Origin of the sequence: Enterorhabdus sp. P55 (genome assembly GCF_009911695.1) — a bacterium.
Taxonomy (GTDB): domain Bacteria; phylum Actinomycetota; class Coriobacteriia; order Coriobacteriales; family Eggerthellaceae; genus Enterorhabdus.
On the sequence record NZ_QWKK01000027.1, the window covers coordinates 1 to 26,602 of the forward strand.

General features: G+C 66.2%; 20 protein-coding genes and 1 tRNA gene. 7 read left to right on the forward strand and 14 right to left on the reverse strand.

The genetic code is table 11. The features are described from left to right. Positions 1 to 168: 168 nt before the first annotated feature. From D1643_RS04430 to D1643_RS04470, 9 genes are all read right to left on the reverse strand, one after another. Positions 169 to 783 (reverse strand): CDP-alcohol phosphatidyltransferase family protein, encoded by a 615-nt coding sequence (locus tag D1643_RS04430; RefSeq protein WP_370520288.1) that lies wholly within the window; start codon positions 781 to 783, stop codon positions 169 to 171. Between the two features lie 244 nt (positions 784 to 1,027). Further along, positions 1,028 to 1,390 (reverse strand): 4Fe-4S binding protein, encoded by a 363-nt coding sequence (locus D1643_RS04435; protein WP_160709045.1) that lies wholly within the window; start codon positions 1,388 to 1,390, stop codon positions 1,028 to 1,030. Between the two features lie 7 nt (positions 1,391 to 1,397). After that, the gene (locus D1643_RS04440) at positions 1,398 to 2,486 is read right to left on the reverse strand and encodes a nickel-dependent hydrogenase large subunit (RefSeq protein ID WP_160709047.1); all 1,089 of its coding nucleotides are present in this window, start codon (positions 2,484 to 2,486) and stop codon (positions 1,398 to 1,400) included. Position 2,487: 1 nt separating this feature from the next. Next, the gene (locus D1643_RS04445) at positions 2,488 to 3,258 is read right to left on the reverse strand and encodes an NADH-quinone oxidoreductase subunit C (protein ID WP_160709049.1); all 771 of its coding nucleotides are present in this window, start codon (positions 3,256 to 3,258) and stop codon (positions 2,488 to 2,490) included. Positions 3,259 to 3,261: 3 nt separating this feature from the next. Continuing rightward, the gene (locus tag D1643_RS04450; RefSeq protein WP_160709051.1) at positions 3,262 to 3,708 is read right to left on the reverse strand and encodes an NADH-quinone oxidoreductase subunit B family protein; all 447 of its coding nucleotides are present in this window, start codon (positions 3,706 to 3,708) and stop codon (positions 3,262 to 3,264) included. Positions 3,709 to 3,717: 9 nt separating this feature from the next. Next, positions 3,718 to 4,587 carry a respiratory chain complex I subunit 1 family protein gene (locus D1643_RS04455; RefSeq protein WP_160709053.1) on the reverse strand — a complete coding sequence of 290 codons (870 nt, stop codon included), beginning with the start codon at positions 4,585 to 4,587 and terminating at the stop codon, positions 3,718 to 3,720. 14 nt (positions 4,588 to 4,601) lie between these two features. Next, positions 4,602 to 6,518 (reverse strand): proton-conducting transporter membrane subunit, encoded by a 1,917-nt coding sequence (locus tag D1643_RS04460; protein WP_160709055.1) that lies wholly within the window; start codon positions 6,516 to 6,518, stop codon positions 4,602 to 4,604. Between the two features lie 242 nt (positions 6,519 to 6,760). Next, positions 6,761 to 7,846: a HipA protein gene (locus D1643_RS04465; protein WP_160709057.1), complete on the reverse strand. Its 1,086-nt coding sequence runs from the start codon at positions 7,844 to 7,846 to the stop codon at positions 6,761 to 6,763. Positions 7,847 to 7,927: 81 nt separating this feature from the next. Next, a tRNA-Pro gene (locus D1643_RS04470) sits at positions 7,928 to 8,004 on the reverse strand. Between the two features lie 1,098 nt (positions 8,005 to 9,102). Between D1643_RS04470 and brnQ the strand changes: the two genes are divergently transcribed. The 7 genes from brnQ (at position 9,103) to D1643_RS04505 (ending at position 18,951) form a co-directional block, all read left to right on the forward strand. Then, positions 9,103 to 10,431, forward strand: coding sequence for a branched-chain amino acid transport system II carrier protein (gene brnQ, locus D1643_RS04475; RefSeq protein ID WP_201750958.1), 1,329 nt, complete (start codon positions 9,103 to 9,105; stop codon positions 10,429 to 10,431). Positions 10,432 to 10,471: 40 nt separating this feature from the next. Continuing rightward, positions 10,472 to 11,065, forward strand: a complete 594-nt coding sequence (locus D1643_RS04480) for a very short patch repair endonuclease (RefSeq protein ID WP_370520289.1) — start codon at positions 10,472 to 10,474, stop codon at positions 11,063 to 11,065. A gap of 478 nt (positions 11,066 to 11,543) precedes the next feature. Further along, positions 11,544 to 14,552, forward strand: coding sequence for a RecQ family ATP-dependent DNA helicase (locus D1643_RS04485; RefSeq protein WP_160709061.1), 3,009 nt, complete (start codon positions 11,544 to 11,546; stop codon positions 14,550 to 14,552). Then, the gene (locus D1643_RS04490; protein WP_160709063.1) at positions 14,542 to 15,048 is read left to right on the forward strand and encodes a hypothetical protein; all 507 of its coding nucleotides are present in this window, start codon (positions 14,542 to 14,544) and stop codon (positions 15,046 to 15,048) included. Before D1643_RS04485 ends, D1643_RS04490 begins: the two co-directional genes overlap by 11 nt. A 9-nt stretch (positions 15,049 to 15,057) precedes the next feature. Next, positions 15,058 to 17,313, forward strand: coding sequence for an AAA family ATPase (locus D1643_RS04495; RefSeq protein ID WP_160709065.1), 2,256 nt, complete (start codon positions 15,058 to 15,060; stop codon positions 17,311 to 17,313). 36 nt (positions 17,314 to 17,349) lie between these two features. Continuing rightward, positions 17,350 to 18,741 (forward strand): ankyrin repeat domain-containing protein, encoded by a 1,392-nt coding sequence (locus D1643_RS04500; RefSeq protein WP_160709067.1) that lies wholly within the window; start codon positions 17,350 to 17,352, stop codon positions 18,739 to 18,741. Positions 18,742 to 18,768: 27 nt separating this feature from the next. After that, positions 18,769 to 18,951, forward strand: coding sequence for a hypothetical protein (locus D1643_RS04505; RefSeq protein WP_160709069.1), 183 nt, complete (start codon positions 18,769 to 18,771; stop codon positions 18,949 to 18,951). A gap of 42 nt (positions 18,952 to 18,993) precedes the next feature. Here the strand turns inward: D1643_RS04505 and D1643_RS04510 are convergent, their stop codons facing one another. The 5 genes from D1643_RS04510 to ileS all read right to left on the reverse strand — a co-directional run bounded on the left by D1643_RS04510 (position 18,994) and on the right by ileS (position 25,965). Further along, entirely contained in the window at positions 18,994 to 20,439 is a 1,446-nt protein-coding gene (locus D1643_RS04510) for a phosphopantothenate--cysteine ligase family flavoprotein (protein WP_160709071.1), read from the reverse strand. A 15-nt stretch (positions 20,440 to 20,454) separates the two neighbouring features. Continuing rightward, positions 20,455 to 21,471, reverse strand: coding sequence for a ferrochelatase (gene hemH, locus D1643_RS04515; protein WP_160709073.1), 1,017 nt, complete (start codon positions 21,469 to 21,471; stop codon positions 20,455 to 20,457). Then, positions 21,458 to 22,516: an RluA family pseudouridine synthase gene (locus tag D1643_RS04520; protein WP_160709075.1), complete on the reverse strand. Its 1,059-nt coding sequence runs from the start codon at positions 22,514 to 22,516 to the stop codon at positions 21,458 to 21,460. Before D1643_RS04520 ends, hemH begins: the two co-directional genes overlap by 14 nt. After that, positions 22,513 to 22,977: a signal peptidase II gene (gene lspA / locus D1643_RS04525; protein WP_370520290.1), complete on the reverse strand. Its 465-nt coding sequence runs from the start codon at positions 22,975 to 22,977 to the stop codon at positions 22,513 to 22,515. The genes D1643_RS04520 and lspA overlap by 4 nt, the downstream gene beginning before the upstream one ends. 147 nt (positions 22,978 to 23,124) lie before the next feature. Beyond that, positions 23,125 to 25,965 (reverse strand): isoleucine--tRNA ligase, encoded by a 2,841-nt coding sequence (ileS, locus tag D1643_RS04530; RefSeq protein ID WP_160709077.1) that lies wholly within the window; start codon positions 25,963 to 25,965, stop codon positions 23,125 to 23,127. Positions 25,966 to 26,602 lie beyond the last annotated feature (637 nt).

The window sequence follows — 26,602 nt, forward strand, 5'->3', positions numbered from 1 at the left end:
GGTCGGAGGCGGCGCGGCGCGACCCGCCGGCAGCAGGGGCGCGGTCGGGAGCGGCGGATCGGGAGCGCTCATGGGCGGCGCGCACCGAGGCTGCCGAGCGGCGGCGACCCGAGGCCGGCGACGAGCCGGCGGCGTGGCGGCGAGAGCGCGAATCGCGGGCCATGGGCCTTACCGCGGGCCTTCCCCGCCCAAGCCCTGGGCCTTGAGGGCGCGCAGGGCCGCCCACAGGTAGTAGACGGTGGTGCCGATGGCCAGGATCAGGCCTCCGTAGATGAACCAGATGCCCCAGGACACCGGCGCGGCGGTGAAGCCGGGCAGCCACGCCGCGTCGGTGAGGCCCAGGCCCGGCACGAGGGGCGCGTTGAGCACCAGGCCGGCGAAGCCCACGAACAGAAACGTGGTGGCGAACTTGCCCGGGTAGATGACGGGCACGCGGATGCCGCGCTTGAAGAGCAGCCACGAGCCGCCTCCGAGCAGCAGCGCGTCGCGCAGCACCACGACGAGGATGATCCACAGCGGCAGGCGCCCCACCAGAAACACGCCCAAGACGCCGGTGATCATGAGGACGCGGTCGACCGTCGGGTCGAGCAGCTGGCCGAGCTTGGAGACGGTGTGGGTGCGGCGGGCGATCTGCCCGTCGAGAAAGTCGGTGCCCGCGGCCACGGCGAAGGTGACGGCGGCGGCCAGGTCCTGGCCGCCCATGAGCAGCGCCAGGTAGAGCGGTACCAGGCACAGGCGGATGACCGAGATGACGTTGGGAAGGGTGAGGATGCGATCGCTCACCGGCTCCTCTTCCCGAACCTGATCCGTCTTTCCCTGCCGCGCTGCGCCCATGTCCCCCCGCCCTCTCATGAAATCCGGGCCCCGCGAGGAGCCCGGATCATCGACTATGCGAATGGTAATTGTAGCAGCACCCCGACGCCATCGCCCGTTTCTTAAGCTTTGCCGTCTCGAAGGACAAACGATACACACAGGCGCGCGGAGAGGCTCGCGCAGGGCGCCCCAGACTCGCCTTTCCGCCGCTCTCCTACTCCGCGGCCGCCGCCTTCTGGTCGGGCACCTCGAGCACGCGGACGTACTCGCTGGTCGCCACCGGGGTGTAGGCCGGATCCATGCTCAGGCACGCCTTGGGGCAGGCGCGCGCGCAGGAGCCGCACTGGACGCAGCGGAAGGGGTCGATGGCCCAGGTGCGGGCCTTCTTCTCCACCGTGATGGCATGGCAGGGGCAGGTCTTCTGGCAGATGCCGCACAGGATGCACCGGTCCACGTCGTTGACGATGTGGCCCTTGAGCCCCGCCGGCGGGGTCTTGGTCTCCAGCGGGTACAGGACGGTCTCGGGCTTCTTGAACAGCGACCCGAAGGTCATGCCGCCGAGCTTGAAGGAACCCATGGCTTCCCTACCTCTCTGTGCAGCTGATGCACGGGTCGATGGTCAGGATGATCATGTTGACGTCGGCCAGGTCGCAGCCGGCCAGCGCCGAGGTCATGCCCGCCAGGTTCTGCGAGGTGGGCGTGCGCATGCGCATGCGCTCGAGGTTCTTGGTGCCGTTGCCGCGGGCGTAGTAGTAGCACTCGCCGCGGGGCTGCTCGAGCACGTTGGAGGCCTGGGCGCCGTCGGCCGGCGCGCCCTTCACCGCCACCTCGATGTCGCCGGCGGGCATCTTGGCCGCCAGCTCCTTGATGATCTCGATGGACTGGAGCACCTCCAGGCAGCGCACCTTCACGCGGGCGAAGCAGTCGCCGCCGTCGTCCAAGATGGGCCGGAAGTCGGCCAGGTCGCCGTAGGCGCCGCGGCCGAAGGAGCGCACATCGTAGTTGACCGCCGAGGCGCGGGCGAAAGGACCCACCATCGACAGCGCGAGCGCGTCCTCGTGGCTGATGTAGCCCACGTCCACCGTGCGGTTCTTGACCGACGTGTCGGTGAGCAGAGTGTTCATGATCTTGGTGTAGTCATCCATGATGCCGTCGAGGGTGGCGATGACCTGGGCCATCATGGCGTCGTCGATGTCGCGGACCACGCCGCCCACCTTCACGACGGAAAGGATCACGCGCCCGCCCGTGGTCTTCTCGAAGAGGTCGAGCACGCGCTCGCGCAAACGCCAGCAGTGCATGAACATGCTCTCGAAGCCGAAGGCGTCGGCGGCGAGCCCCAGCCACAGCAGGTGCGAGTGCACGCGCGAGAGCTCATGCCAGATGACGCGCAGGTACTCAGCGCGCTTGGGCACCTCCACGCCCATGAGCGACTCCACCGTCTCGGCGTAGCCGAGGGAGTGCCCCATGGCGCAGATGCCGCAGATGCGCTCGGCCACGTAGATGAACTGGTTGTAGTCGCGCGTCTCGACGAGCTTCTCGAGGCCGCGGTGGACAAAGCCGATCTGGGGGATGGCCTCGATGACCGTCTCGTCCTCGACCACCAGATCGAGGTGGAGCGGCTCGGGGAGAACGGGATGCTGGGGCCCGAAGGGGATGACCGTCGCCTTGCCCATGCTACTCACCTTCCTTCGCAGCGCCCTCGGCCGCCTTCTTGGCCTTGGCCTCCATGGCCGCGCGCACCTTAGCGGCCTTCTCCGGGTCCATGGCGGCGAGCTTGGCCTCCAGCTCGGCGTCCTTGGCGGCGTCCTTGGCGGCGTCCTGCTCGGCGGCCTTCTTGGCCTTGGCGGCGATGGCGGCGCGCACGCGGGCCACCTTCTCCGGGTCCATGCCGGCGAGCTTAGCCTCCACGGCCTCGTCGTCGGACGGCGTGAACACGCGCCCGCCCTTCGCGGCGGCCTTGGCCTCGGGGTGCGCGGCCAAAAACTCCGCCTGGGCCTCCCCCGCCTTCTCGGCGCGGTCGACCTTGGCGGCCTCCTTCGCGGCCTTGGCGGCCGCCACCTTCGCCGCCTTCTCGCGCGCGGCCTTGAGCTCGGGGGAGATGATGGTCATGGGCTCCTTCTGCGCCACGCGGTAGAAGTTGCCGCCGAAGTCGATGGCCAGGCCCTCGAAGGTGATGCCGAACAGGTCGTGGATCTCGTTCTCGAACACGAACGCGGCCAGGAACTGGTCGGTGACGGAGGGCACGGTCGATCCGGCGGGCAGGGCCTTGGCCACGAGGTTCTCGAGCAGGCCGTCCTTCATGTACGAGTAGACGAGGTCGATGCCGGCCTCGGTGTTGACGGCGAGGGTCTGGACGTAGCGCCAGCCGCCCGCCTTGCGCGCAAGGGCCTCGTCGTGGATGGCCTCGATGGGCAGCGGCGCGAACTCCTGGCTGAACTGGGCCATGGGCTACTCCCCCCTCTTCTTCGACTCTTTGAGCGCCTGGGACTTCTCGTCCAGGACGGCGACGCCCTTGACGATGGCGTCGATGAGCGCCTCGGGGCGCACGGCGCAGCCCGGGGCGTACACGTCGACGGGGATGGCCTTGTCCACTCCGCCGATGACGTTGTAGCAGTCATGGAAGATGCCGCCGGAGCAGGCGCAGATGCCGCACGCGACGACCACCTTCGGCTCGACCATCTGGTTGTAGATCTCACGCACGACGTCGATGTTCTGCTCGTTGACCGAGCCGGTCACCAGGAAGATGTCGGCGTGCTTGGGGTTGCCCGTGTTCACCACGCCGAAGCGCTCGCCGTCGAAGCCCGGGCACAGCGTGGCCAGGACCTCGATGTCGCAGCCGTTGCAGCTCGAGCCGTCGTAGTGGATCACCCAGGGGGATTTCGATGCGAAAGCCATGGTGCCTCCTTACATAAACGCGAGGAACGCGATGTTCACGCCGCCGGCGACGAGCGCCACGGCCCAGGCGGACTTGAGCATGAACTGCCACTTCACACGCGCGAAGTTGTTGTCGATCCAGATCTCGAGGAAGTAGACCGCCAGCACCACGACCACGGCCAGGATGAGCGAGAGCGGGTTGCCCCACACGAAGAACATCCCGATCCAGCCGAGGAACAGCACGTTCTCGCACCAGTGCATGATCTCCACCAGGCCCAAGGTGGGGCCGCTCATCTCCGTGGTCATGCCGCGGACGATCTCCTGGTGCGCGTGGTGCGACATCGACAGGTCGAAGGGCGACTTGCGCAGCTTGATGGTGAGGATGAACAGCAGGCCCAGGAACACGAGCCAGATGGTGGCGATGATGGGCACGTCGAGCGAAAGCACGTCGCCCACGTTGAAGGTGCCGGCGGCCATATAGAAGCCCACGGCCAGAAGCAGCACCATGGGCTCGTAGGCCATGACCTGCAGCGTCTCGCGGGCGGCGCCCACCTCGGCATAGGGGCTGCGCGAGGAATAGGCGGCCATGATGAAGAACAGGCTCGAGAGCGTGATGACGAACACGCACATGAGCAGGTTTCCGCCGGTGAAGAACACGCCGCCGGCCACGCAGGCGAAGAGCAGCGCGCAGGCCACGTAGGTGCGCTCGACGGAGTTGACCGCCACGCTCTCCTTCTCGAAGAGCTTGCGCACGTCGTAGTAGGGCTGGAGCAGCGGCGGCCCCACGCGGCCCTGCATGCGGGCGCTGATGATGCGGTCGAGACCAGCCAGCAGGCATCCCACGACAGGCGCGATGAGCCCGAACAGGATGGTGCCGATGACGGTGATGAGGATGGTCATGGTCACGCCCCTTTCTAGAGCACCATCGGGGCGACGGCGGCGATGACGAAGGCCGCGGCCATGATGATGGAGTTGAACACGACGCCTACCGGCGCGATGCGCTTCTCGCCGAACACGTCGTCCATATACCAGTTGCGCGCCGTGGCCACCGTCGTGCCCGACAGCGCGTTCTGGAACGCGCGCTCCTCCGAGCCGCGGCTGACGCCGGCCAGGTAGACGTCCACCTTACGCGCCTTGGAGCCGCCCATTCCCGCGAACAGCACGATCACCACGATGGCCACGCAGATGCTCGCGATCCAGAGGTTGTCGGTGGCGATGTCCTGCCCGAGGATGCCATAGACCGACACCACGTAGGGCTCCACCAGGTAGGCGGAGATGAGCGGCAGCGTCACGCAGGCCACCACGAGCAGCGCTGCCATGAGCAGAAGCGACGCCCACTCGCTCTTGTGGACGGTGACCTCCACGTTCTCCGGCTCGCCGGCGATGCCCGCGAGCTTGCCGAGCCACTTGGCCCAGAACATGAACGTGGCGGCCGAGCCGAAGGCCAGGATGATGACGAGCGCCACCTGATCCATGTCGACGAACGACACGAGCGTGGCCCACTTGGCCACAAGCATGCCGAACGGCGCGATGAACATGCACATGATGCCGAGCATCATGAAGCGGGCCAGACGCGGCATGCGGTCGAAGAGCAGGTCCATCGACTCGATGTCGCGGCTGCCGATGTGGTGCTCGGCGGTGCCGACGCACAGAAACAGCAGGCTCTTGGCGATGGCGTGGAACAGGATGAGGAACTCAGCCGCCCACACCGCCTCCGGCGTGCCCACGCCGGCGCAGGCCGTGATGAGGCCGAGGTTGGCGATAGTCGAGTAGGCCAGCACGCGCTTGGCGTTGGACTGGCTGATGGCCATGAACGAGCAGAGGAGGAACGTGATGCCGCCCACGAGCATGACCATCATGGAGGGCACGGGGCTCATGAGCATGATGGGCGCGAGCTTCACGAGCAGGAACACGCCCGCCTTCACCATGGTGGAGGAGTGGAGCAGGGCGCTCGTGGGGGTGGGGGCCACCATGGCGCCCAGAAGCCACGTCTGGAAGGGCATCTGCGCGGCCTTGGTGATGCCCGCGAAGGCGAGCGCCACCACGGCCAGCGCCACGAGGGCCGGGTCAGCCACGCCGAGCATGAGGAACTCGACGAACGAGAGGGTCTCGAGCTGGATGGCGCACACGTAGAGCGCCACGAGGAACCCGATGCCGCCGGCCAGGTTCATGATGATCTGGCGGAAGGCGTTGGCGATGGCCTCGTCGGTCTTGGTGTAGCCGATGAGGAGGAACGAGCAGACGGTGGTGACTTCCCAGCCCGCGAACATCCACATCATGTTGTTGGAGAACACGATGACGAACATGGCGGAGAGGAACACGAACATGAGGGCGAAGAACAGCGGGCGGCGGTCCTTGGCGCCCTCGGGCTCATGGGCCTGGAAGTCGCGCATGTAGCCGAGCGCGTAGACGCAGATGCCGCTGCCGATGACGCCGATGATGAATGCCATGAGCAGCGAGAGCGAGTCGAAGTACAGGCCGAGGGGCACCTCCACCTCATGGGCGAACGCGAACTCGAGCACGAGCGCGCCGACCAGCTGGACGAGGGCGAGGGCACCCGCCGGGAGGTTTTTGTACCTCACCGCGAAGGAGAGGACGATGCCGACGAGGACGACGCTCACCCCCGTGCAGACGTAGTCGAGCACGACCGACGAGAACTCGAAGTATACGCCCGACGTGCCCAGGTTGGTGGCGACGAGCACCACCGAGGCCACGCCGATGATGACGGCCGAGGCGCCGACGATGACGTTTCGCGCACCGTCGCCGCGCACGGCAAGGAGCACCGCGGCCACCACGAGCGGGAAAACGATGAGAAATCCGAGCAATGCCACGAAATTCCCCCTTCTACCCGATTTGCCTTCAGGGGGCTGCCGCTCCCCGCACGGGCTCGCGATGCGTCGCTGCCGGCGCGGGACGAGGCGCCCCCTCCTGGCATCGAGGGTACCAAAAGCCGCGCCGCGCCCGTGGGGGATCGCGATGGGCAGGGCCGTATTGCTCGGTGAAGGGCCGGCGCGGGACGAGGCCTCCGGGGCCGACGGCGTCCCTATCAGGACGAACGGCAGAAGGGCCGCCCCTAAGCCAGGATGTCGGCGATCATGCGATCCTTCAGGCGGTTGACCGACGCGAGCTTCCAAGCCGGATAGCCCAGCCCCGGGTCGGCGTACTCGAAGTCCTTGAGCGCGATGAGCAGGGCGCGCAGCTCGGAGGTGAGCAGGGCTCGGGCCACTCCGACGAAGGTCGCCCCGATCTTCGGGCCGATCATGCTGAGGTAGGCGTCGAAGTCATCCTGCTCCATCATCAGGGGAAGGCAGGCCATGTTCTGGTCGAACAGCGGCGCCTGGCCGAGCACCTCGCCCGTGTCGTTGTCCACGAGGAAGCCGTAGTTGCCCGCGTGGCGGTCAACGTTGGCCGTGATGGCGTCCATGACCACCATCTCGCGGAAGCGCGCGTCCCCGCCGTGCTCGGCGCAGAACGCGAGCATGTCCTCGATGTCGAACGGGCCGTCAAAGAAGCGGTGGGCCGAGACGAACCCCACCTCCTCCGAGGTGAACAGGGGGCACTTGCTCGCGAGCGTGCCGTGGTAGCTCACCACCTCGTAGGGGACGTGCGCGATGCCCGCCGCGTCCAGCACGGCGGAGGCAAGCGCCTCGGAGTACGGCTCGAAGCCCGCGTTGGCGTACCCCGTGCTCCCCCGCTTGAGGAGCGAGATCTGATCGCCCTCGCGCACCCAGCACTTGGCGAACGAACCAGAGGTGGCGTACTCCGGCGAGGTCGGCGAGTTCTGGCGGCCGTACATCCCCGTGCCGTCGAAGGCGATGCGGGCGATCACGTCGTCGAAGGGGTTGCGGTAGAGCGACACGTCGTCCCACGCGATGTCCTCGTCGGCGCGCTTCATCCAGAACGTGTCGGTGAGCGAGAGGCAGCGGGCCATGGCGATAAAGTCATGGCGCGTCGTGAGCCCCAGCTCGCGCATGAGCCTCTCGATGGAGACGCGGTGCTTCGCGATCTGGCGGCCGTCGATCCAGTCGTTGATGTTGACGAAGCCGTAGGGAAGATAGGCGTCAAACTGCTCGACCTCGTTGTAGCGGTAGTCGTCGAGCGAGGCGGTCTCCTCGTAGGTAGCCACCACGACGTCCTTGTTCATCAGCTGGTAGAGCATCTCACGCCTCCTTTCCGCCATCCGACTATTATACAAAAGAAGAGGAGCCGGCGGCTTCTGCCACCGGCTCCTCGAAGAAGCTGGTCGGGTTGACAGGATTTGAACCTGCGACCCCTTGACCCCCAGTCAAGTGCGCTACCAAACTGCGCCACAACCCGTTGTGCCATCTGCGCAAGACGCGTTCTCGCTCAAACAGCTTGATTATCTTAGCGTTACTTCGGAGGCATTTCAAGAAGAAATTTTCTGCGGCCTTTCCCTTCGCGCAATCCACAGCGCCGCACGGAGGCACGCTGGGTCAGACGCTCCGACCGAGGACGCGATTGCGAGCGCAGGGGCACGCCCCCCCGAGGGGGTTCGGGGAAACGGAGCCCGGCGCGCGGAATCCGGGGCACCGGCACCCGGAGCGGGATGCGGCGCACGGAACGGGGCCGAGGCGCGGGGAGCACGACGCAGGGGGGCTTGGAACAGGGAGCGAGCGAATGTTTCACGTGAAACATTCGCGGCGCCCTTCGGCAGAGTCGCCCGATCGCAAGGCTCAGGCGCGAAGGCGTGGGGGCCGGCGCAAGGCCTAGCGCCTCGGGCACGGGGGCACGCGGGATCCGAGGCGAAGGACGCGAGGAGCGGGAACCCAGAAACCCAGGGCACGAGAGAAGCCGGGGCGGGGGTTGTGACGCGCGCAACGGGGGGGTGGGACGCGAACGAGCGGGGCTGGGGCGCGCGACGGGGGTTGGGGCGCGCGGGAACATGGCGGGTGTTTCACGTGAAACACCCGCCGGATCGGGTTGCGCTGCTCGTCGATGGGGTCGGGCACAAAACCGCCGCTTTTTTCGCGAGAAAGGACGGCTTTGCATGATCATGGCGCGCCTTCGAGGTGTGCGCGGGCCGAAGAGCCGGACGTTTTCCCAGCTCGCGTTCAGCGATGCGTAGCGGCGGAACCCTCGAGTCCCCAGCTTCCCAGCGCTGAGGCCACCGCTATCATGCAGAGCTAGTTTTTCTCGCATGGAAAGCGACGTTTTCCGCCCGGACACGCGAGGACGCTGGCGATCGCCTTGTCACACTGCTTCTGGAGAACCTGCGAAGCGACGAGGCGGCACTAAAGATCCCGCTATGATGCTTGCCCTGCGCTGACGAAGCACCCCAGCCGCCCCCATCGTTACGAGGGGCTTTCGGTTGGGATACCGGTGGGCGTGAAAGGTTTCGCGGCCCGAGCGCAACGTCGATAATCAGGCGATAGAGCGCGATGCGAGGAGGATGCAGTGAGAAAAGACGCGTTGGTCACGGGGCTGGCCCTGTTCGCCATGTTCTTCGGGGCAGGCAACCTCATCTTCCCGCCGTATCTGGGCATGACGAGCGGCAGCGAGTGGCTCGTCGGCTTCGCCTGCTTCATCTTCGTCGACGTGGTGCTCTCCTGCGTGGGCATCTTCGCGCTCAACGCGGCCGGCGGGGCCAACGCCGCCATCGAGGGCACGCTCGGGCGCGTGCCGGGCCTTGCCATGAACACGGCTGCCATCCTGTGCACCGGCGTGCTCATCGCCACGCCGCGCACGGCCGCTACCACCTACGAGATGGCGGTGATGCCGCTCATCGGCGACGGGATGGGCCTGGCGCCGTTCTCCGTCCTGTTCTTCGCGCTCGTGCTTGCGCTCACCTTCCGCCAGTCGCGCGTGGTGGGCATCGTCGGCAAGGTGCTCACGCCGCTGCTCGTGCTCGGCATCATCGTGCTCGTGGCGGCCGGCGTGGTAAACCCCATCGGGGACGTGGGCGCGCCGCACTCGGCGCACGTGGCCCAAGACGGCATCCTCGCCGGCTACCAGGCCATGGACATCATCGCCTGCGTGGGCTTCGCCATCGTCATCCAGGACGCCGTCCGCGCGGACGGCTACACGGCGCGCCGCTCGCAGCTCAAGGTGATGGCGCTTGCGAGCTGCGTAGCCGCCGTGCTCCTGGCGCTCATCTACGGCGGACTCACCTACCTTGGCGCCATGACCGGGCTCTCGTTCGGCCCCGAGCTCAACCAGGCGCAGCTCATCGTGGAGATCACGAAGCACCTCATGGGCGAGACCGGTGTGCTCGTGCTCGGCGTGGTGGTGGGGCTGGCCTGCCTGACCACGGCCATCGGGCTCACCGGCGCCACGGCCTCCTACTTCGAGCGCGTGACGCGGGGGAGGCTCCCCTACCGCGCCGGCGTGCTCATCGTCATCGGATGCGGGCTGCTCATCTGCAACCTCGGGCTTGAGGCCATCATCGCGCTGGCCACCCCCATCCTGTCGGTGGTGTGCCCGCCGTTCATGACCACGGTGGTGCTCATCCTGTTCCTGCGCCGCATCCACACCACCTGGGCCTACAAGGGCGCCGCCCTAGGCGCGCTCGTGGCGAGCGTGGTCATCGTGGCCCACGACAGCTTCGGCCTGGCGCCCTTCGTGACGGCGCTGCCGCTCTATGAGTTCGGCTTCAGCTGGCTGCCCTTCGCCGCGGCCGGCGGCATCATCGGCTGGCTGGCCGCCCGTCCGGCCGGACGCAGCCGCGACCTTCTGGACGCGCCGGTGGAGAAGGCCCTCGAGGAGGAGGGGTCGCCGGTCGGCTAGAATGGGCGTGAGAAAAACAGCGGGAAGGGGACGAAGAGCTGTGGCGAAGAAGGCTGCGAGCAAAAGCACGCCACCTCAGGCAGAAGCCGACACGACCGAGGATGCCGCCGAGGCGACTGCGGGCGCAAGCGACGCCGCCTCTCCCTTCGGTGAGGTGAGCGCCGCCACGCGCAAGTGCATGCAGGGCAACAAACGTCGCGACACCACGCCCGAGCTCAAGGTGCGCCGCATGCTACGTGAGCTGGGGTTCCCCGGCTACCGGCTCGACTGGAAGAAGGCCCCGGGCCACCCGGACATCGCCTACCCCGGCCGGAAGATCGCGATCTTCATCCACGGGTGCTACTGGCACCACTGCCCGACGTGCAACCTCCCCATCCCCAAGAAGAACCCCGAGTACTGGGAGGCCAAGTTCCGCCGCAACCAGGAACGCGACGAGCGCACCCGCGCGGCGCTCGAGGCCGACGGCTGGAAGGTGGCCGTCATCTGGGAGCACCAGCTCAAGAAGGCCGAGCTGGAGAACACGGAGCGCTACCTCTACGAGATAGTCCGCTGGGACAATCCGGAGGACGCCGACGATTCCGCTTCCATCGAAGACCCGCGCACCGCTGCGGAGACCGCCGCCCCTCAGGCCTGACTTCCCAGTGCACTCTTTAAACGTAAACGCGCGTTGACATTTCGCGGCGATTACCCCATCCTTTTTACCTGTTAAGCAACGGACTGCAGAAGGAAGTGGGTGAGATGGCCAGGGACGTCACCAGGCGATTCTTCGACGCCTCCTACCTATGCTCCCGTAGCCCCTTCGTCGTCATCGGATGTCCGGAGGACGTCGAGGATGGCCTTGCGCGCGCCCTAGCCTGCGTCATCCAAAACCTCATCCAAAGAGGAACGCCCACCCCCCCCCGCCACGCTTTCTAGAGACTCTTGGAGGGTATCCGGCCCTCCCTTCGACAACCTTTCGGTTCTGGTCTTCCCAACAGCAACCACGGTGGGATGAAACCATCAGGGGCGCAGCAGGGCATGAGGACAATCCAGCCCATCGCTTCTTCACCGAGCTGCTGCCTGCGCTCCTCCCCGATGAGCACCGCGCCATTGCCTCGCTCATCCTTCCCGAAGTGCCCTTCACCGACCTCGTTGAAGCCTGCGATCCGTCATTTGCCGACCAGCAGGTCGACTTCTACTGCCCGCGCGCGAAGCTCGTCATCGAGATAGACGGGAGCCAGCACCGCGAGGAGGCGCAGGAATCACTCGACAGACGCCGAGACGACTATCTCCGCCGCAACGGGATTGAGACGGTCCGCATCCCCGTAGGCGAGCTTTACCCCGGGTCAGCTTCCCTTGCCAACGTGCTTGCCCTCTTCGCAGCGCGCCTTGAGAGCGATGTGCCCGCATTCGACTGGGAGCTCGTCGGAGACAAGCTGGAATGGCGGCAGGCAGCAGGCTATGAGCTGCTGATGCGCACCCAGGTCGCGCTTCTCCAGCTCATGCGTGCCGGCGTGCTCGACTTGGAGGCGCGCTCATGGCGCATCTCCGCGACAAGCGATGTCCTTCAGGAGGCCATGCCCGCCATAGTCGTCGAGGCATTCGAGGACATCTGCGACATGGCCGAGAACCTCTGCCTCCTACTTGGACGGGACTTCCAACGCCCCCAGATCACCGTCAGCGGAGACGCAGCAGACGCCAGGATCGACATCGGACTTCTGAGGTGCTGGTCGGAAGACGACCGCGTGCCGGGCATCGTCTACGTACGCAACGACTACTTCGAGGATCGCCGTCCCTTTGCCGTCGCCACCGCCCCGGCCATCGCCTATGATACTGTCGACGAGACACGACGCGAGCCGGCGGGGCGTGCCCTCCGGTTCTTTCTCAAGCGACTCTTCGGCTATGACGAGTTCCGCTCCGGCCAGGAGGGGATCATCAAGAAGGCCCTCGCCCGCAACGCGACCCTCGGCATTCTTCCGACCGGGTCGGGCAAGTCGCTCTGCTATCAGATGGCATGCCTACTCCAACCGTGCGTGAGCTTCGTGGTCTGTCCCATCATCTCGCTCATCCAAGATCAGGAGCGTAATCTCCTCGAGTTCGGCATCAGCCGCATCGCGCGTATCGACGGGCAGATGGCCTCGGACGACAAGCATGCCGTCACCAGGGCGTTCGGCCAAGGGCGCCATCAGATCATCTGGGTATCACCCGAGCGCTTCCAGATGCGGGAGTTCCGCGACCAGCTGCTGGAGATTGCCGGGAGGCTGCACTACGGCTACGCCGTCATCGACGAGGTCCACTGCCTCTCCGAGTGGGGCCACGAGTTCCGCGTGTCCTACCTCAAGCTGCCGGGCGCCATCCGCGCGCACTGCCCCGGAGCCTTGCTGCTCGGCCTCACGGCCACCGCGTCGTTCAACGTGCTCGTCGACCTCAAGGCCGAGCTAGATGTCACCGACCACAACATCCAGACCGCCGAGACTCTCGATCGCCAGGAACTGGCCTTCCACATCCGCCGCATCGACGAGAGCAGCCGACTTAAGGCCATCGACGAGGCCCTCGATGAGATTGAGCAGCGCCACCGCGAGGAAGATGGCGTCGAATCCCTCTTCGAACCTGCAGGAGACGACTCCGTCTGCGGCATCATCTTCGCCAACACGAAGAAGAATCGGCGCTATCCCGGCGTGGGGTGTCAGGAAATCCTCGACCACCTGATCAGTCAGGACATCGGAGCCGATGTCTACCACGCCGACCGCGGGGCCGACCGCAGCCGCGTGCAGCAGAGATACCTCGACAACGAGTTCACGGTCATGGTGGCCACCAAGGCCTTCGGTATGGGCGTCAACAAGCGCAACGTACGCTACACCATCCACAGCGGACTCCCCTGGTCCATCGAGGCCTTCTACCAAGAGGCAGGACGCGCCGGACGCGACGACGACCCGAAGCGCAGCTGGTCGGACTGCTACATACTCTACGTCCCCGATGCAAACGCGGAGCGCACCGAGCGGCTCTTCGCCGCAAGTACGACCATAGAGGAGATTCAACGGCTCCAAGACGACCTGCAAGGGGATCTGAGCACACTCTTCTTTCTCTGGAACCGCAACCACGACAGCCTCGAGAGGGAGAAGGAGCACATTCTCGCTATCCACGAGAAGCTTATCCGAGAATGCGACGAGAGGGGCCTCGCGCGCATCTCGTTCACCGGCCTTGGTTCCAATAAGAAAGGTAAGGTGGAGCAAGCCCTCTACAAGCTCGCCATCATGGGCGCCATCGAGGACTGGACAGTGGACTACCGCGGGCAGCGCTTCGACGTTAAGGTAGCCGATCTAGGCGATAACGCAGAGATGCGCATGCGCGAGGCAGTCGAGCGCTACATCGGGCGTCATTCCGACGCCCCCGTGTCCTTCGTCGATCCTGACCCCTCCTTCGCGCCCTATGCCGCAGCCTACGAACAGGCCACTCCCTGCAAGAAGCTCATCGGTCTCATCGATGCACTGCTCAGCTGGACAAACGACAACATCGTGTTCAGCCGTCGGCGCGCCATCGGCAACATGTTGGCGCTCTGCGAGTCCGAGCGCTCCGACGAGGAGATCCGCGACTACATCAACCGCTACTTCAAGCTGGACGTCAGCCTGGGCAACCAGCTCGACCTCGTTATTGGCTCACCGGGCAACTTCATGCCCTGGATCGACGTCTTCTACACCCTCGTGCCAACCGATGACCCCCTCGAACGCATGAGGACGCCGAAGGGCGCAGAGGACTTGAGGGAGATACCGCCGCTGTGCGACCGCTACCGCGAGGGCAGCCATGGAAACATCGGCCTTGAGTGGGTGACGATGATGAGCCGCCTGCTCGCTGACGAGTACCTGGAGCGAGAGATAGCAGACCAGCTCTCCTTCGTGTTCGCGAAAGCAGGGGATTACCCTTCCCTCGACGTTGAGACGTTGCTCGACGAGACCCTCGCCCTCGCGGCCACCGCCCCCTCAGGCGCTCGCGACGCTCTCGGGGCAGCCGTCGTGTCGACCATGCCCCAGCAGGCGCATCGCGCCTACCAGGCGCTTGGCGACCACGCCTCACTCGCCCACCTTCTCGAGGGGTCCCTGGAAAAACTGAGAGCGACATGGGAAAGGAAGAACCATGGCCGATAACTTGGCGCATATAGACCGACTCAACGAGATCATCGAGACCCTCGACGACGATGCCGCGAGCATGCACGAGCTCATCAAGGCCTCGACGACCCAGCTTGAGGCCGCCGTGCACGTCGGCGCTGAAGCGGCTGAGATGGGGCGGGAGACCGTAGAGACGGTCGCTGGCAAGACCGCCGAAATGGCGGAGGCGGCCCAGGCGTTCTTCGAGGAGCAGGAGCGGCTGCAACGCACGATACTCAAGGAGAACGAGGCGTTCCGCGACCAAGTGCAGACCGACCTGCTCCAAGGCAAGAGCGACCAGGCATTGCGCATCGACACGCTCGGAGGCGACCTCATGCGCCGACTCAGCGCCCTCGGGGAACGCATCGATTCGCTCGAGAAGAAGACGGCTGGCTCCACCGACACATTCGCCCGCAAGCTTCACCTGGCCCTCGTCGGCATCGGCATCACGCTCGCTCTCGAAGCTGCCGCCATCATCCTCACACTCGTTTTCTAAGGAGAGCCCATGGCCTCGACGCTTCGCTACTTCGACTACCTTGCCGATCATGGCGAGGCCCTGGAGGATCGCGTCGGCTTCGACGGGCTGGAAGACAAGATCAACGTCTGGCGCCAACAAGGCACGGCCGATCCCGACTCGGTCGTCGTCGGCTGTCGCAAGATAGCCGAGAACATCGTCGACCACCTCATCGACGATCGGGAGATGGAACGCGCGAACCTTGCCGCCAAGATCTCCTACGCTCTCGATGGCGGTCTCGTCGACAAGACGCTCTTCTACAAGCTCGAGGAGATTAGGAAGAAGGGGAATCGCGGAGCCCATGGATCCGAGACCGTCAAGGTCATTGACGCGAAGATGTGCCTCGAGCTTCTTGACGACGTTCTGCGCGCGCTCATCGTCGACCTCGGCATCGACCCTGATGCGGCCAGAACCGCCAGGATCACCGACGACAGCCTCTTCCTCATTCGCTCCGAAGCCGAAATGGCTGACTTGCGCCACACCGCGCGAACCGCCGCGCTGCTCAGCGGCGATCCTTCCATAGAGAAGGAGGCACGCCGAGCAACAGCAGCCATCCAGAAGCAGGAGAAAGAGCAGGCCACTCGCCTCGACGCCCTCTCCGACCTGATCAAGCAGGTGGAGGAGATAGAGGCGGAATGCGGCATCGCCGAAGAGGGCACTGATGAGCAAACTGCCCAGGAGCAGATCTTCGCCCGAACCGACGCCATCCTTGACATCATCCGACGGGACGCCCGCGAAACCGAGGAAACGGCGATCAAGGTCGAGCGACACGCTCGCGAGATCCTCAGCGAGCATGACTTCGTGGAGAAGCTCCTGCAGGGACGCGGTCGCGCCACGAGCAGGCAGTTCGACGTCATGGCCTTCCCTCGAAGCGCAAACGCGAAGACGAACATTCTCCAGCTTGCCGGAGGGGCGGGCACCGGCAAGACGCTCTGCCTCATAGCCAAGCTCATAGCCGACACCAAGGCAAGCGACCAAACCTCGCTGTTCGCGGAGAAACGCCGGAAGGGCCTCTTCGTCTGCTACAACAAGGGGCTCGCCAAACATGTGCGCGACCTCATCGCGCGCTTTCCCGAAGCAGCCGCGTCAATAGAGGTCACTCACTACGACGAGTACGTGAACCAGCTCGTCCGCGTTTTTCCCAAGGAGGGCTACGAGCATCTTATCGACTATGCCCGAGACGCGCGCTATCCGCGCGAAGGACGCCCCGGCAACTACCGATACTGGGAGCTCATCTTCGAGGGCAAGGCCCTCCCCCTCGTCGGCAGGGCAATGGCAACGGTAGCCGAGCGCCATCCCAAGGACAGCGGCTCCTACTACCTTGACCGCTCTGCAAGCGAGAATATCGCCTGGGTGTACGAGGAGCTCGACTGGCTTGAGGCGCGCTACGATGATCCTGGCGATGCGCGACGCGATTACCCCACCTCATCCCGCATCGGCCGCGGAACGAAAAGGCGTCCGAACGAAGCCATCCGCATGGTCCTCCTTGAGATATGGGAGACTTATCGTCGCCTCTTGGAGGAGGAACGCCGCTACACCATCGCGCAAGCCACCAAGCGCCTCCAATCCTCAAAATCCCTGCCCGCCTACGATGTCATAGCCATTGACGAGGTGCAGGACTTCTCAATCCGCTCCATCAAGCTGCTGCTGCAACTGCGCGCAGACGAGCAGAGTCGCGTCTACCTCTCAGGCGATGAGAACCAGAAGATCTACCGCGGCGACTTCACCTGGAAGGAACTGGACTCCAGTCTACGTGGTCACACTATCGTCCTCACCGAGAACAAGCGAAGCAGCGAGGCCATCGAGGGGTTCGCCAGCCGCCTGCTCGCAGAAGAGCGAACCTATGGCGGCACCTACGAGAGGGTCTTCGTGCTCAACGCCACTGATGAGAAAATCCTGCGCGTCATCGGGCGCTTGCGCAGCGAGGCGTCCGATGAGAGCGTGGCTGTCATCGGAAACGCCCAGCACTGGGAGCGGCTCGCGCGAGCGGCGAAGTTCGACCCCCGCGACCCCCGTGACGTCACCATCTTCGATCCGAGGCTCTACGTTCTCGGCATGAAGGCCGGAAAGGGACTCGAGTTCGACAACGTGATCATCGATTACACCCGCCCCGCGGAAGAAGACGAGGACGCCGAGATGCGCCTGCTCTACACAAACTGCACCCGCGCCCGCAAGCGCCTCTACATCCGCTACCGAGGCGAGCCCCCAGACCTCCTGAAGAAGGTCTATCCGGATTTCATTGACTAGCAGGCGAAAACGCACGGCGAGAGGAGACGAACCGCCATGGGTATCCTTAACTGGTTTCACGGAGCAAGAGAAGGCGCATGCCACGAAGGGGGTCATCCCCCCTGCGTTGACCAGCCAGGAGCAGGCGAAAGGGCCCCCGAGAGGGCAGGAACTCGCACTGAGCTTGCGCACATGCTCTTGGAAGCAAAGGCTGACGTATTCTTCAATGACGGCACCGTCGACCTTTCCTCCGCCCTGGCAATGGCAATCATCCAAAAGAACGCGAGGCTCGCGAGAAAGGCGATCGAAGCCGGCGCAGACGTCAATATGCGCGGCACATACGGCGGGGTAAAGATAACCCCCTTGGTGGAAGCGGCAGCACAGCGAAGCAGCGCACTAGTCGAAATTCTCATTGAGGCAGGGGCTGATCCAAATCTTGCCCAGGCCAACGGCGAAACCGCCTTGGCTAACGCGGCACAGAACGGCGACTACCATATCGCCGCGATGCTGTTAGACGCCGGCGCAAACCCTGACGCCATCACACCCGTTGGCACCTCAATGTCGATAGCCGACAACATCGGAATCATGACTCTTCTCCTTACATCTGGCGCCAATCCTGATATTCCCGACTGCGACGGGGACACCCCCATCGTAGGTTCGATCACCACCAGGGCCTACGAGGCGTCCTTCTTCTTAAGCAGACTCGTCGAGTGCGACCTTCGCCATACGAACCATGCCGGGCAGACGCCCTTGGACATCGCCCTGATGCTCAACGATCCGCAAATGACATCCGCACTCTGCGATACCACCTACGAGGGAATCACCTCCACCGTAAACATAGATGGCTGCAGGCAGGAAATGATCCAGAGAATCAATCGACTCCGAGACGACGGGTATCCGGAGACCTGCTTTCCCTCGCTGCACAAGAACGGATGGGTGCATGAGGTGCCCGATGAGCAGCAGGACGCCATGAGGGAGGTGCGCCAGCTCACGAACCAGGCAATAGAGGAGAAGCGGGCGGGACGCCTCCTTAACGCCAACACTCTCTATCTCAAGACCTTCGCTTACGATGCCGCCATGGATGAGCAGGTGAACTGGGGTTGGGTGAAAGTCTTGCTCCTCGCAAAGAACTTCAAGGACGCCCAACTCGTCATGAGGTACTTCGCCGCCCTATGCGCCCGCGAAAACGACCTCCTTAGGAAGCGTGGCGTCAAGCTCGCAGAGGACATTCCCAAAAGCGCTCTCACGTTTGACTTCAACGGCTTCGATGCATTCGTAGACTACACGCAGACGAACCCCCTTGACAGGCAAGAGGTCGAGAGAAGAATCCAAGCATTTGGAGGCAGTCCGCTTTGGGCGGATTATCGCCTGACCACCAATGAGTACGACACGTTTCTCAGGTACTTCTTCCTTGACTCCATGTACCGAGATGAGGGAATCGACTCATAACCTACCTTTTCAGAAAGGAAGAATGCTGTGTCATATTACAAGAAGAACCGAGACGAGGGCGGCTGGTACGACAAGCGGACAGGCAAGTGGATCTCATCCAAAAGGGCCCACCAGAAAGTCGGAGAGGTCATCGATGGTTGGGTGAAGTGCCGCAATCCCCGAACCGGCAAGTTCTATTTCATGAAGGTAGATGACGATTACTACGACTGACAGGCGCCCTCTGCCGTCGTCGTTCGCGTCATCTTCGCTCCCCTACCGCAGCGCAAGCGCCCGCGTCCAGATGAGGTGGGCCAAGTCGGGCTTGGGCATGAGGGGCAGCACCTCGTCGCCGGCGGCGGTGACGAGGGTGGCCTGGTTGTCGTCGGTGCCGAAGGCACGGCCCTCCCCCACCTGGTTGGCGACGATCATATCGGCATGCTTGGACGCGAGCTTCTTGCGCGCGTTGGCCGCCACGTCGTCGGTCTCGGCCGCGAAGCCCACGATCACCTGGCCCGGGCCCTTGGCAGCGCCGATGGTCGCCAGGATGTCGGGGTTGGGCACGAGCTCGACCGTGGCCAGGGCCGCATCATCGGCGCCCTTCTTGAGCTTGCGGTCGGCCGGGGCCGCCGGCCGGTAGTCCGCCACGGCGGCGGCGAACACCGCCACGGAGGCCGCCGGACACGCCTGCTCGGCGGCGGCGAGCATCTCGCGCGCGGTGCGCACGCCCACCACCGTCACGCCCGCAGGCGCCGGCAGCGAAACCGGCCCTGAGATGAGCGTCACCGCCGCCCCGCGCGCCGCGGCATCGGCGGCGAGCGCGTAGCCCATCTTGCCGCTTGAGTAGTTCGACACGTAGCGCACCGCGTCGATGGGCTCCACCGTGGGGCCTGCGGTCACCACCACAGACAGCCCCGCCATGTCCTGCTCGGGGCGCAGCACGCAGGTGACGTCGGCCGACGTCGGGGCCTCCCCCGCCGCCCAGCGCTTGCCACGGGGCTGGCCGGCGACGCTCACGAAGGTGTCAAGGCCGGTCAAATCCGCCGTTACGGGCCCGATGCCCTCCGCGGGCGCATCCCCTGCCGCCGCGCCGGCTCCAGCGCCCACCGGCGGGAAGAGGGCCGTCGCAGCCCCGTCGTCCGCCGCCTGGATCCGCGTCGCCACGGACACCGGCGCCGCCGCCAGCACCTCGAGGGCGCGCGCCACGATGGCGTCAGGCTCGGGCAGGCGCCCGCGTCCCACGTCCCCGCAGGCCTGGTAGCCTTCGTCAGCCTCCATCACCACCACACCGCGCTCGCGCAAAAGCGCGAGGTTGGCCTGAGTGGGGGCGGCCTCGTACATATGCACGTTCATGGCCGGCGCGAGCATGAGCGGCGCAGGGCAGGCAAGCGCCGTGGTGGTGAGCAGGTCGTCAGCCAGGCCGCAGGCCACCTTCGCCGCCACGTTGGCCGTGCACGGCGCGATGAGCATAAGGTCGCACCACTCGGCCAGGGAGATGTGGTGGATGGGGTCGGATGGGTCGTCGAACAGCCCCACGGCCACCTTCTCGCGGGTGAGCGAGCGGAACGTCACGGGGTCGACGAAGCGCGTGGCGTGCTCGGTCATGACCACCTTCACCACGCAGCCCGCCTTCTGCAGGCCACGCACCACCTCGCAGGCTTTGTAGGCGGCGATGCAGCCGGTGACGCCCACCAGCACCTGAGGCGCGCTCGTCTCGGTCATGGCGGCTCCTTCCTCTCAGACGCCCAGGTAGGGCTCAAGCACATGGGCGAGCACCCGCAGGTGCGCCCAGCTCGCGCCCAGGCACGGCACGTAGGTCAGCCGCCGGCCGCCGGCCTCCAGGTACTCGGGCCGCAGCTCGCACTTCACGTCGTAGAGCGTCTCCAGGCAGTCGATGGCGAAGTTGGGACAGACGAGGAACACACGCGGGTCGGGCGCGGCCTCGGCCCAGGTGGCCAGCGTCGAGCGGGTGAAGGGCGACAGCCACGTGCGCCCCTTGTCGAAGCGGCACTGGTAGCCGATGGTCCAGCGACGCCGGTCGATCCCCAGCTCGCCGGCGACGGCGAGCGCGGTGGCGCCGGCCTGCAGCTCATAGGTGTCGCCCGCCTCGATGTCGGTAAGCGGGATGGAGTGAAACGAGAACAGCAGCCGATCGTCGGACTCCTCCGACGCATCGTAGCCAGCGTTGACGATGGAGGCGGCGATGGCACGGACGTAGACGGGATCGTCGTGGTAGTCGGGCACCACCTCGCAGGGCACGTCCCACCGGATGCGGCGCAGGGCCCGCTCCACCCCGTCGGTCACGGCTCCGGTGGTGGAGTAGGCGCTCTGCGGGTAGAGGGGCAGCACCACCACGCGCGCGCAACCGGCCGCACGCAGCTCGCGCAGGGCGGCAGGCAGCGTGGGCTGCCCGTAGCTCATGGCCTGGCGCACCACCACATCAGCGCCCTCGGCGCGGTACCACTCGTCGAGCCCGCGCGCAAGGCGAGCCTGGGTCACGGCAAGCGGCGACCCCTCGTCCGTCCAGATGGCCGCGTACTTCTCCGCCGAGGCCACGCCGCGCTTGGGCAGGATGCCCACGTGCAGGATGAGCCACCAGCCCAAGGCGTTCATGGGGCGGATGCGGCGATCCATGAGGAACCGCGCCAAGTAGCGCCGCACCGCGCGCGGCGTGGGCGCATCAGGCGTGCCCGTGTTGACGAGCAGCACCCCCACGCGCCCGGGGACGGACTCCGGCTTCCTACGCAGGCCCATAGACGCTCCCTTCCACCGACGGCGTGGGCGATGCGGCCAGGAGGGCCGCCACCTCGCGCCCGGCCTCGGTCAGCCCGCGGCTGCGCGGAGCCAGGGCGTCGAGCGCCTCGCGCAAGTCGCGCGGCAGGTTGTCCGCGAACGAGAGTTCCTCGCCCGTCACAGGATGGGCGAAGCGGATGCTGTAGGAGTGCAGGAACTGACGCTCGAGACCCAGCTGGGCGCGGGGATCCTTCGGGCCGTTAGCCGTGTAGACCGGGTCGCCCACGATGGGATGGCGCGTGTACTGCATGTGCACGCGAATCTGGTGGGTGCGGCCGGTGAACAGCTTGCACTCGATGAGCGTGTAGCCGTCGTCATGGGGGCCGGCCTCGAAGCGCTCGAGCGCGCGGAAGGTGGTGATGGCCTCACGCGCGCTCGGCACGTCGCGCACGGCCATGCGGGTGCGCTCGTTGGCGGCGCGCGCGATGGGCGCGTCGATCATGCCCGTGTCGTGGGCCATGACGCCATGGACGAGGGCCAGGTAGTGGCGGTCGATGGCGCGGGCGCGGATGTCCTCCATGAGCACGTAGCCGGCCGCGTCGGTCTTGGCGGCCAGCATGAGGCCGCTCGTGTCGCGATCGAGCCGGTGCACGATGCCCAGGCGGTCGTCCTCGCCCTGGACGCTGCACAGGTGCTCTTCGCCGCAGTGCCAGATGAGCGCGTTGACGAGCGTGCCGTCCACATGGTCGGCCGCCGGGTGGCACACAAGCCCCACCTGCTTGGACAGCACGATCATGTCGTCGTCCTCGAAGCGGATGTCCAGGTCGATGGGCTGGCCCACGAGCGGCGTGCGCGACGGCTCCTCGTCCACCTCGTAGACCACCGTGTCCCCCGCCGTCACCGCATGCTTCTTGGAGACGGCGGCGCCGTTCACGAACACGCGCCCCTCGTCGATGGCGCGCGCGGCAGCCGAGCGGCTCGCGTAGAGCCCCCGCTGGGCGCAGAGCGCGTCCAGGCGGCTGCCCGCGTCCTCGGCGGCGACGATGTGGCAGAGCGATCTCGTCATCGCGCCTCAGCCTCCTCACGATGGGCCCTCAGGAAAAGGGCGGCGAAGAAGATAACGAATCCGCAGGTCACGCCGATGTCGGCGACGTTGAACGTGGGAAAGTCGATGAACACGGGGTCGATGAAGTCCACCACGTAGCCCAGCGTGAACCGGTCGACGGCATTGCCGAGGCCTCCGGCGAACACGAGCGCGGCGCCGAGCGCCTCTCCCGCCGTCGCGCGTCGAGAGAGCAGCACGTAGCCGAGCAGGCCCGCGCACACGGCGAGCGAGAGCACGCCGAGCACGATGGTGGCGTCCCCGAACATCCCCCAGGCGCCGCCGGTGTTGTGCGCCACGCGGAACCGGACGAGCCCCGCGAGGGGCCCGACGACCACCGTCCCGGCGGGAAACTGGTTGAACCACGCCTTCACGGCCAGGTCGAGCATAACCCACACGACGGCCACGGGCACGAACAGCGCCACGTTGCGGCCGCGGCGGGACGGGCGCGGCCGCGGCGCTGCGGGCGCGCCTGAGCGCGCGTTGGCGACAGGCGCGGGAGGCCGTCCCTCGCCCCCGCCGCCTGTCGCGCCGTGCCCGCCCCGATGCGCCTTGCCAGCCGCCACCGGCGCCTAGCCCTCGAACCCGATGGCGTCCAGGGCGTCCCCGCAGCGCTCGCACACGTCCGGGTGCGCGGCGTTGCCGCCGAGCGCGCGGATGTTCCAGCAGCGCGGGCACTTCTCGCCCTCGGCGACGGCCACCGTGGCCGCCACCTCGTCGCCGTCGCCCTCGACGAAAGCCACCGATGCCACGATGAAGAGCTCCTCGAACACGGCCGGATCGAAGCCGGAGGCCGTGGCCACCACGGCGGCCGGCGCCTCCACGGTAAGCGCCGCCTCCTGGCTCTTGCCGATCACCTTGGCGGCACGCGCGTCCTCGAGCGCCTTCGTCACCACATCGCGCACGGCCATCACCTCGCCGAACGCGGCCACCTGGGCGCCGGCGTCGGCCGGCAGCTCCGGGCAGAAGTCCGAGGGCGTGGGCCATCCGGCCAGCTGGACGGACTCCGGGCGGTCGTCCTGCGCGCGCAGAGCCGGCGGGTAGTGATCCCACACCTCGTCTGCGGTGAACGAGATGATGGGCGCCATCACGCGCACGAGCACCTCGAGGATGTTCAGCAGCACCGTCTGGGCGGCGCGACGGCGCGGCGAGCCGGGCGCCTCGGAGTAGAGGCGATCCTTGGTCACGTCCATGTAGACGGCCGACAGGTCGTTCACGTACTCGTAGAGCGCGCGGTACACGACGTTGAAGCGCAGCGCCTCGTAGGCGGCCTCAACCTCGGCCACCAGCTCCAGCGTGCGCACCATCTGCCACTGGTCGATGGGCTCGAGCTCGTCCCAGTCCACCACGATGTCGAAGGTCTCGAGGTCGGCCAGGTTGCCCAGCAGGAAGCGGAAGGTGTTGCGGAAGCGGCGGTAGGCGTCAGAGACCTGCTTCAGGATGCCGTCGGAGATGGACACGTCCTGGGAGTAGTCCACCGAAGACACCCACAGGCGCAGCACATCAGCGCCGAACTTGTCCATGACCTCAGCCGGATCCACGCCGTTGCCAAGGGACTTCGACATCTTGCGCCCGTCCTCGTCCACGGTGAACCCGCAGTGCATGACCGACTTGTACGGCGGCACGCCGTAGGCGCCCACCGACGTGAGCAGCGAGCTCTGGAACCAGCCGCGATGCTGGTCAGAGCCCTCCAGATAGAGGTCGGCCGGGAAGCGCAGGCCCTCGCCGGCGCGATGCTTGAGCACGCTCGTGTGCGACACGCCAGACTCCCACCACACGTCGAGGATGTCCTTCTCGGGCACAAGCTCGGCACCGCCGCACTTCGGGCACTTCGCGGTACGCGGCAGGTACTCGGACGGCTCGCGGGTAAACCAGGCGTCGGCGCCCTCCGTCTTGAACAGCTCGATGACCGCGTCGAAGGTGGCCTCGTCGGCCACGGTGGAGCCGCACTTGGCGCACTTGAACACGGGGATGGGAACGCCCCACGAGCGCTGGCGCGAGATGCACCAGTCGGGGCGGTCGGCCACCATCGAGCCGATGCGGTTCTTAGCCCAGTCGGGCACGAAGCGCACCTCGGAATTGATGGCGCGCAGCGCATCCTCGCGCAGGGAGTTCTCGTCCATCGAGACGAACCACTGGTCGGTGGCGCGGAAGATGACCGGCTGATGGCAGCGCCAGCAGTGCGGGTAGGAGTGGTTGATCTTCTTCTCCGCCACGAGGGTCCCCTGCTCACGCAGCCAGTCGATGATGACGGGATTGGCCTCGTCGGTGTCGAGCCCGGCGAAGCGCCCGGCCTCGTCGGTGAGGCGGCCGTCGTCGTCGACCGGCATGAGCAGCGGGATGTCGAACTCAAGCGCCACGAGGTAGTCGTCCTGGCCGTGGCCGGGGGCCGTGTGCACGGCGCCGGTGCCCGTGTCGAGCGTCACGTGGTCGCCGTAGATGACGGTGCCCTTGAGGTCCTGGCGAATGGGGCAGGTGTAGGTGAGCCCGAAGAGCTGCTTGCCCTTGAGCACGACCGGCTCGCGCGCCTCATCAACGACGAGCTCCCAGCCTTCCCAGCCGGCCACCTCGGCCACCGACTCCACCAGGTCGCGCGCCATGATCAGGTTGTCGCCGGCTACCTGCACCATCACGTAGTCGGCGTCGGGGGCCAGGGACACGGCGGTGTTGGCCGGCAGCGTCCAGGGAGTGGTGGTCCAGATGAGCACGAAGGCATCGCCCGCGGCGCCGTTGGCCTCGAACACGCCCGGCATGAGGTCGAGCTTGAACTTCACGAAGATGGAGGGCGACACCTCGTCGCCGTACTCGATCTCCGCCTCAGCGAGCGCGGTGTGGCAGCGCTTGCACCAGTGGATGGGCTTGCGTCCGCGGTAGACCGATCCGCGCAGATACATATCGCGGAACAGCTCGACGTTGCCGGCCTCGTAGTCCGGCGTGAAGGTGAGGTAGGGGTTGTCCCACTCGGCGTTGACGCCGAGGCGCTTGAAGCCCTCGCGCTGCACGTCCACGTAGCGCTCGGCCCACTCGCGGCACAGGCGGCGCAGGGTGGGCTGGTCGATCTCGGCCATCTTCTCCTTGCCGAGCGTCACCTCCACCATGTGCTCGATGGGCTGGCCGTGGCAGTCCCAGCCGGGGACATAGGGGCTGAAGTAGCCGCGCTGGGCATGGCTCTTCACCACGAAGTCCTTGAGGATCTTATTAAAGGCGTGACCGATGTGGATGGGGCCGTTGGCATAGGGCGGGCCGTCATGCAGCACGAACGGCCGGCCGTCGCGATTCTTCTCGAGTACCTTGTGGTAGAGGTCCATCTCCTGCCACCGCTCCAGACGCGCCGGCTCCTTCTGGGGGAGGTTGCCCCTCATGGCGAAGTCGGTCTGGGGGAGGTTCATCGTCTCCTTGTAGCTGTTGCCCACCTTGCGTCCCATCCTTATCCGAGGTCTCGTGCGTTCTCTGCGAGGGGCCGCGCCCGTGGCGCCCGTCCCCTTGGAGTCTCAAACTCGATCAGTATAGGCGAACGGGCGTGCCTGCGCCACGCCAAGCGCCCGGCTGCGCTGAAAAACCGCGCGCCGGCGGAAGGGCCCGCCGGGCGGCGGCCGACCACCCGGTAGACGAGGGACGCGGGTTGCCAGGAGATGCGCGGGCGCGAGGCACCGGTCGGCGGCTGCGCGCAAAACGCGGAGGGAGGGCCGATCCTTGGAAATAACCGTCGCTTCTGCAAATTCGGACGGTTTTGCACCCTTGATGCCGCCAGCAGGCAAACTGAAGCCCGAGGAGGATCGTCGTTTCCCCTGGTCGGCGTTGGCAAGGGCGACACAATGAGCCGGCTGGCGGAGGCAAAGGGCGGCCGATGGGTGCAAAACCGTCCGAATTTGCATGGCGGGCGCGAAAAGGCGCGGATGGCGGGGCGAGGACAAGGCGTGGGCAGCCCGGCGGTACGCGGGCGCGGGGGTGGGCAGCCCGGCGGTACGCGGGCGCGCTGGGCACGCGGGCGCGCGAGTGCTACGGGCGGGCGGCTCGGCCAGCCCGGGGCACGCGGGTGGGCAGCCTGGC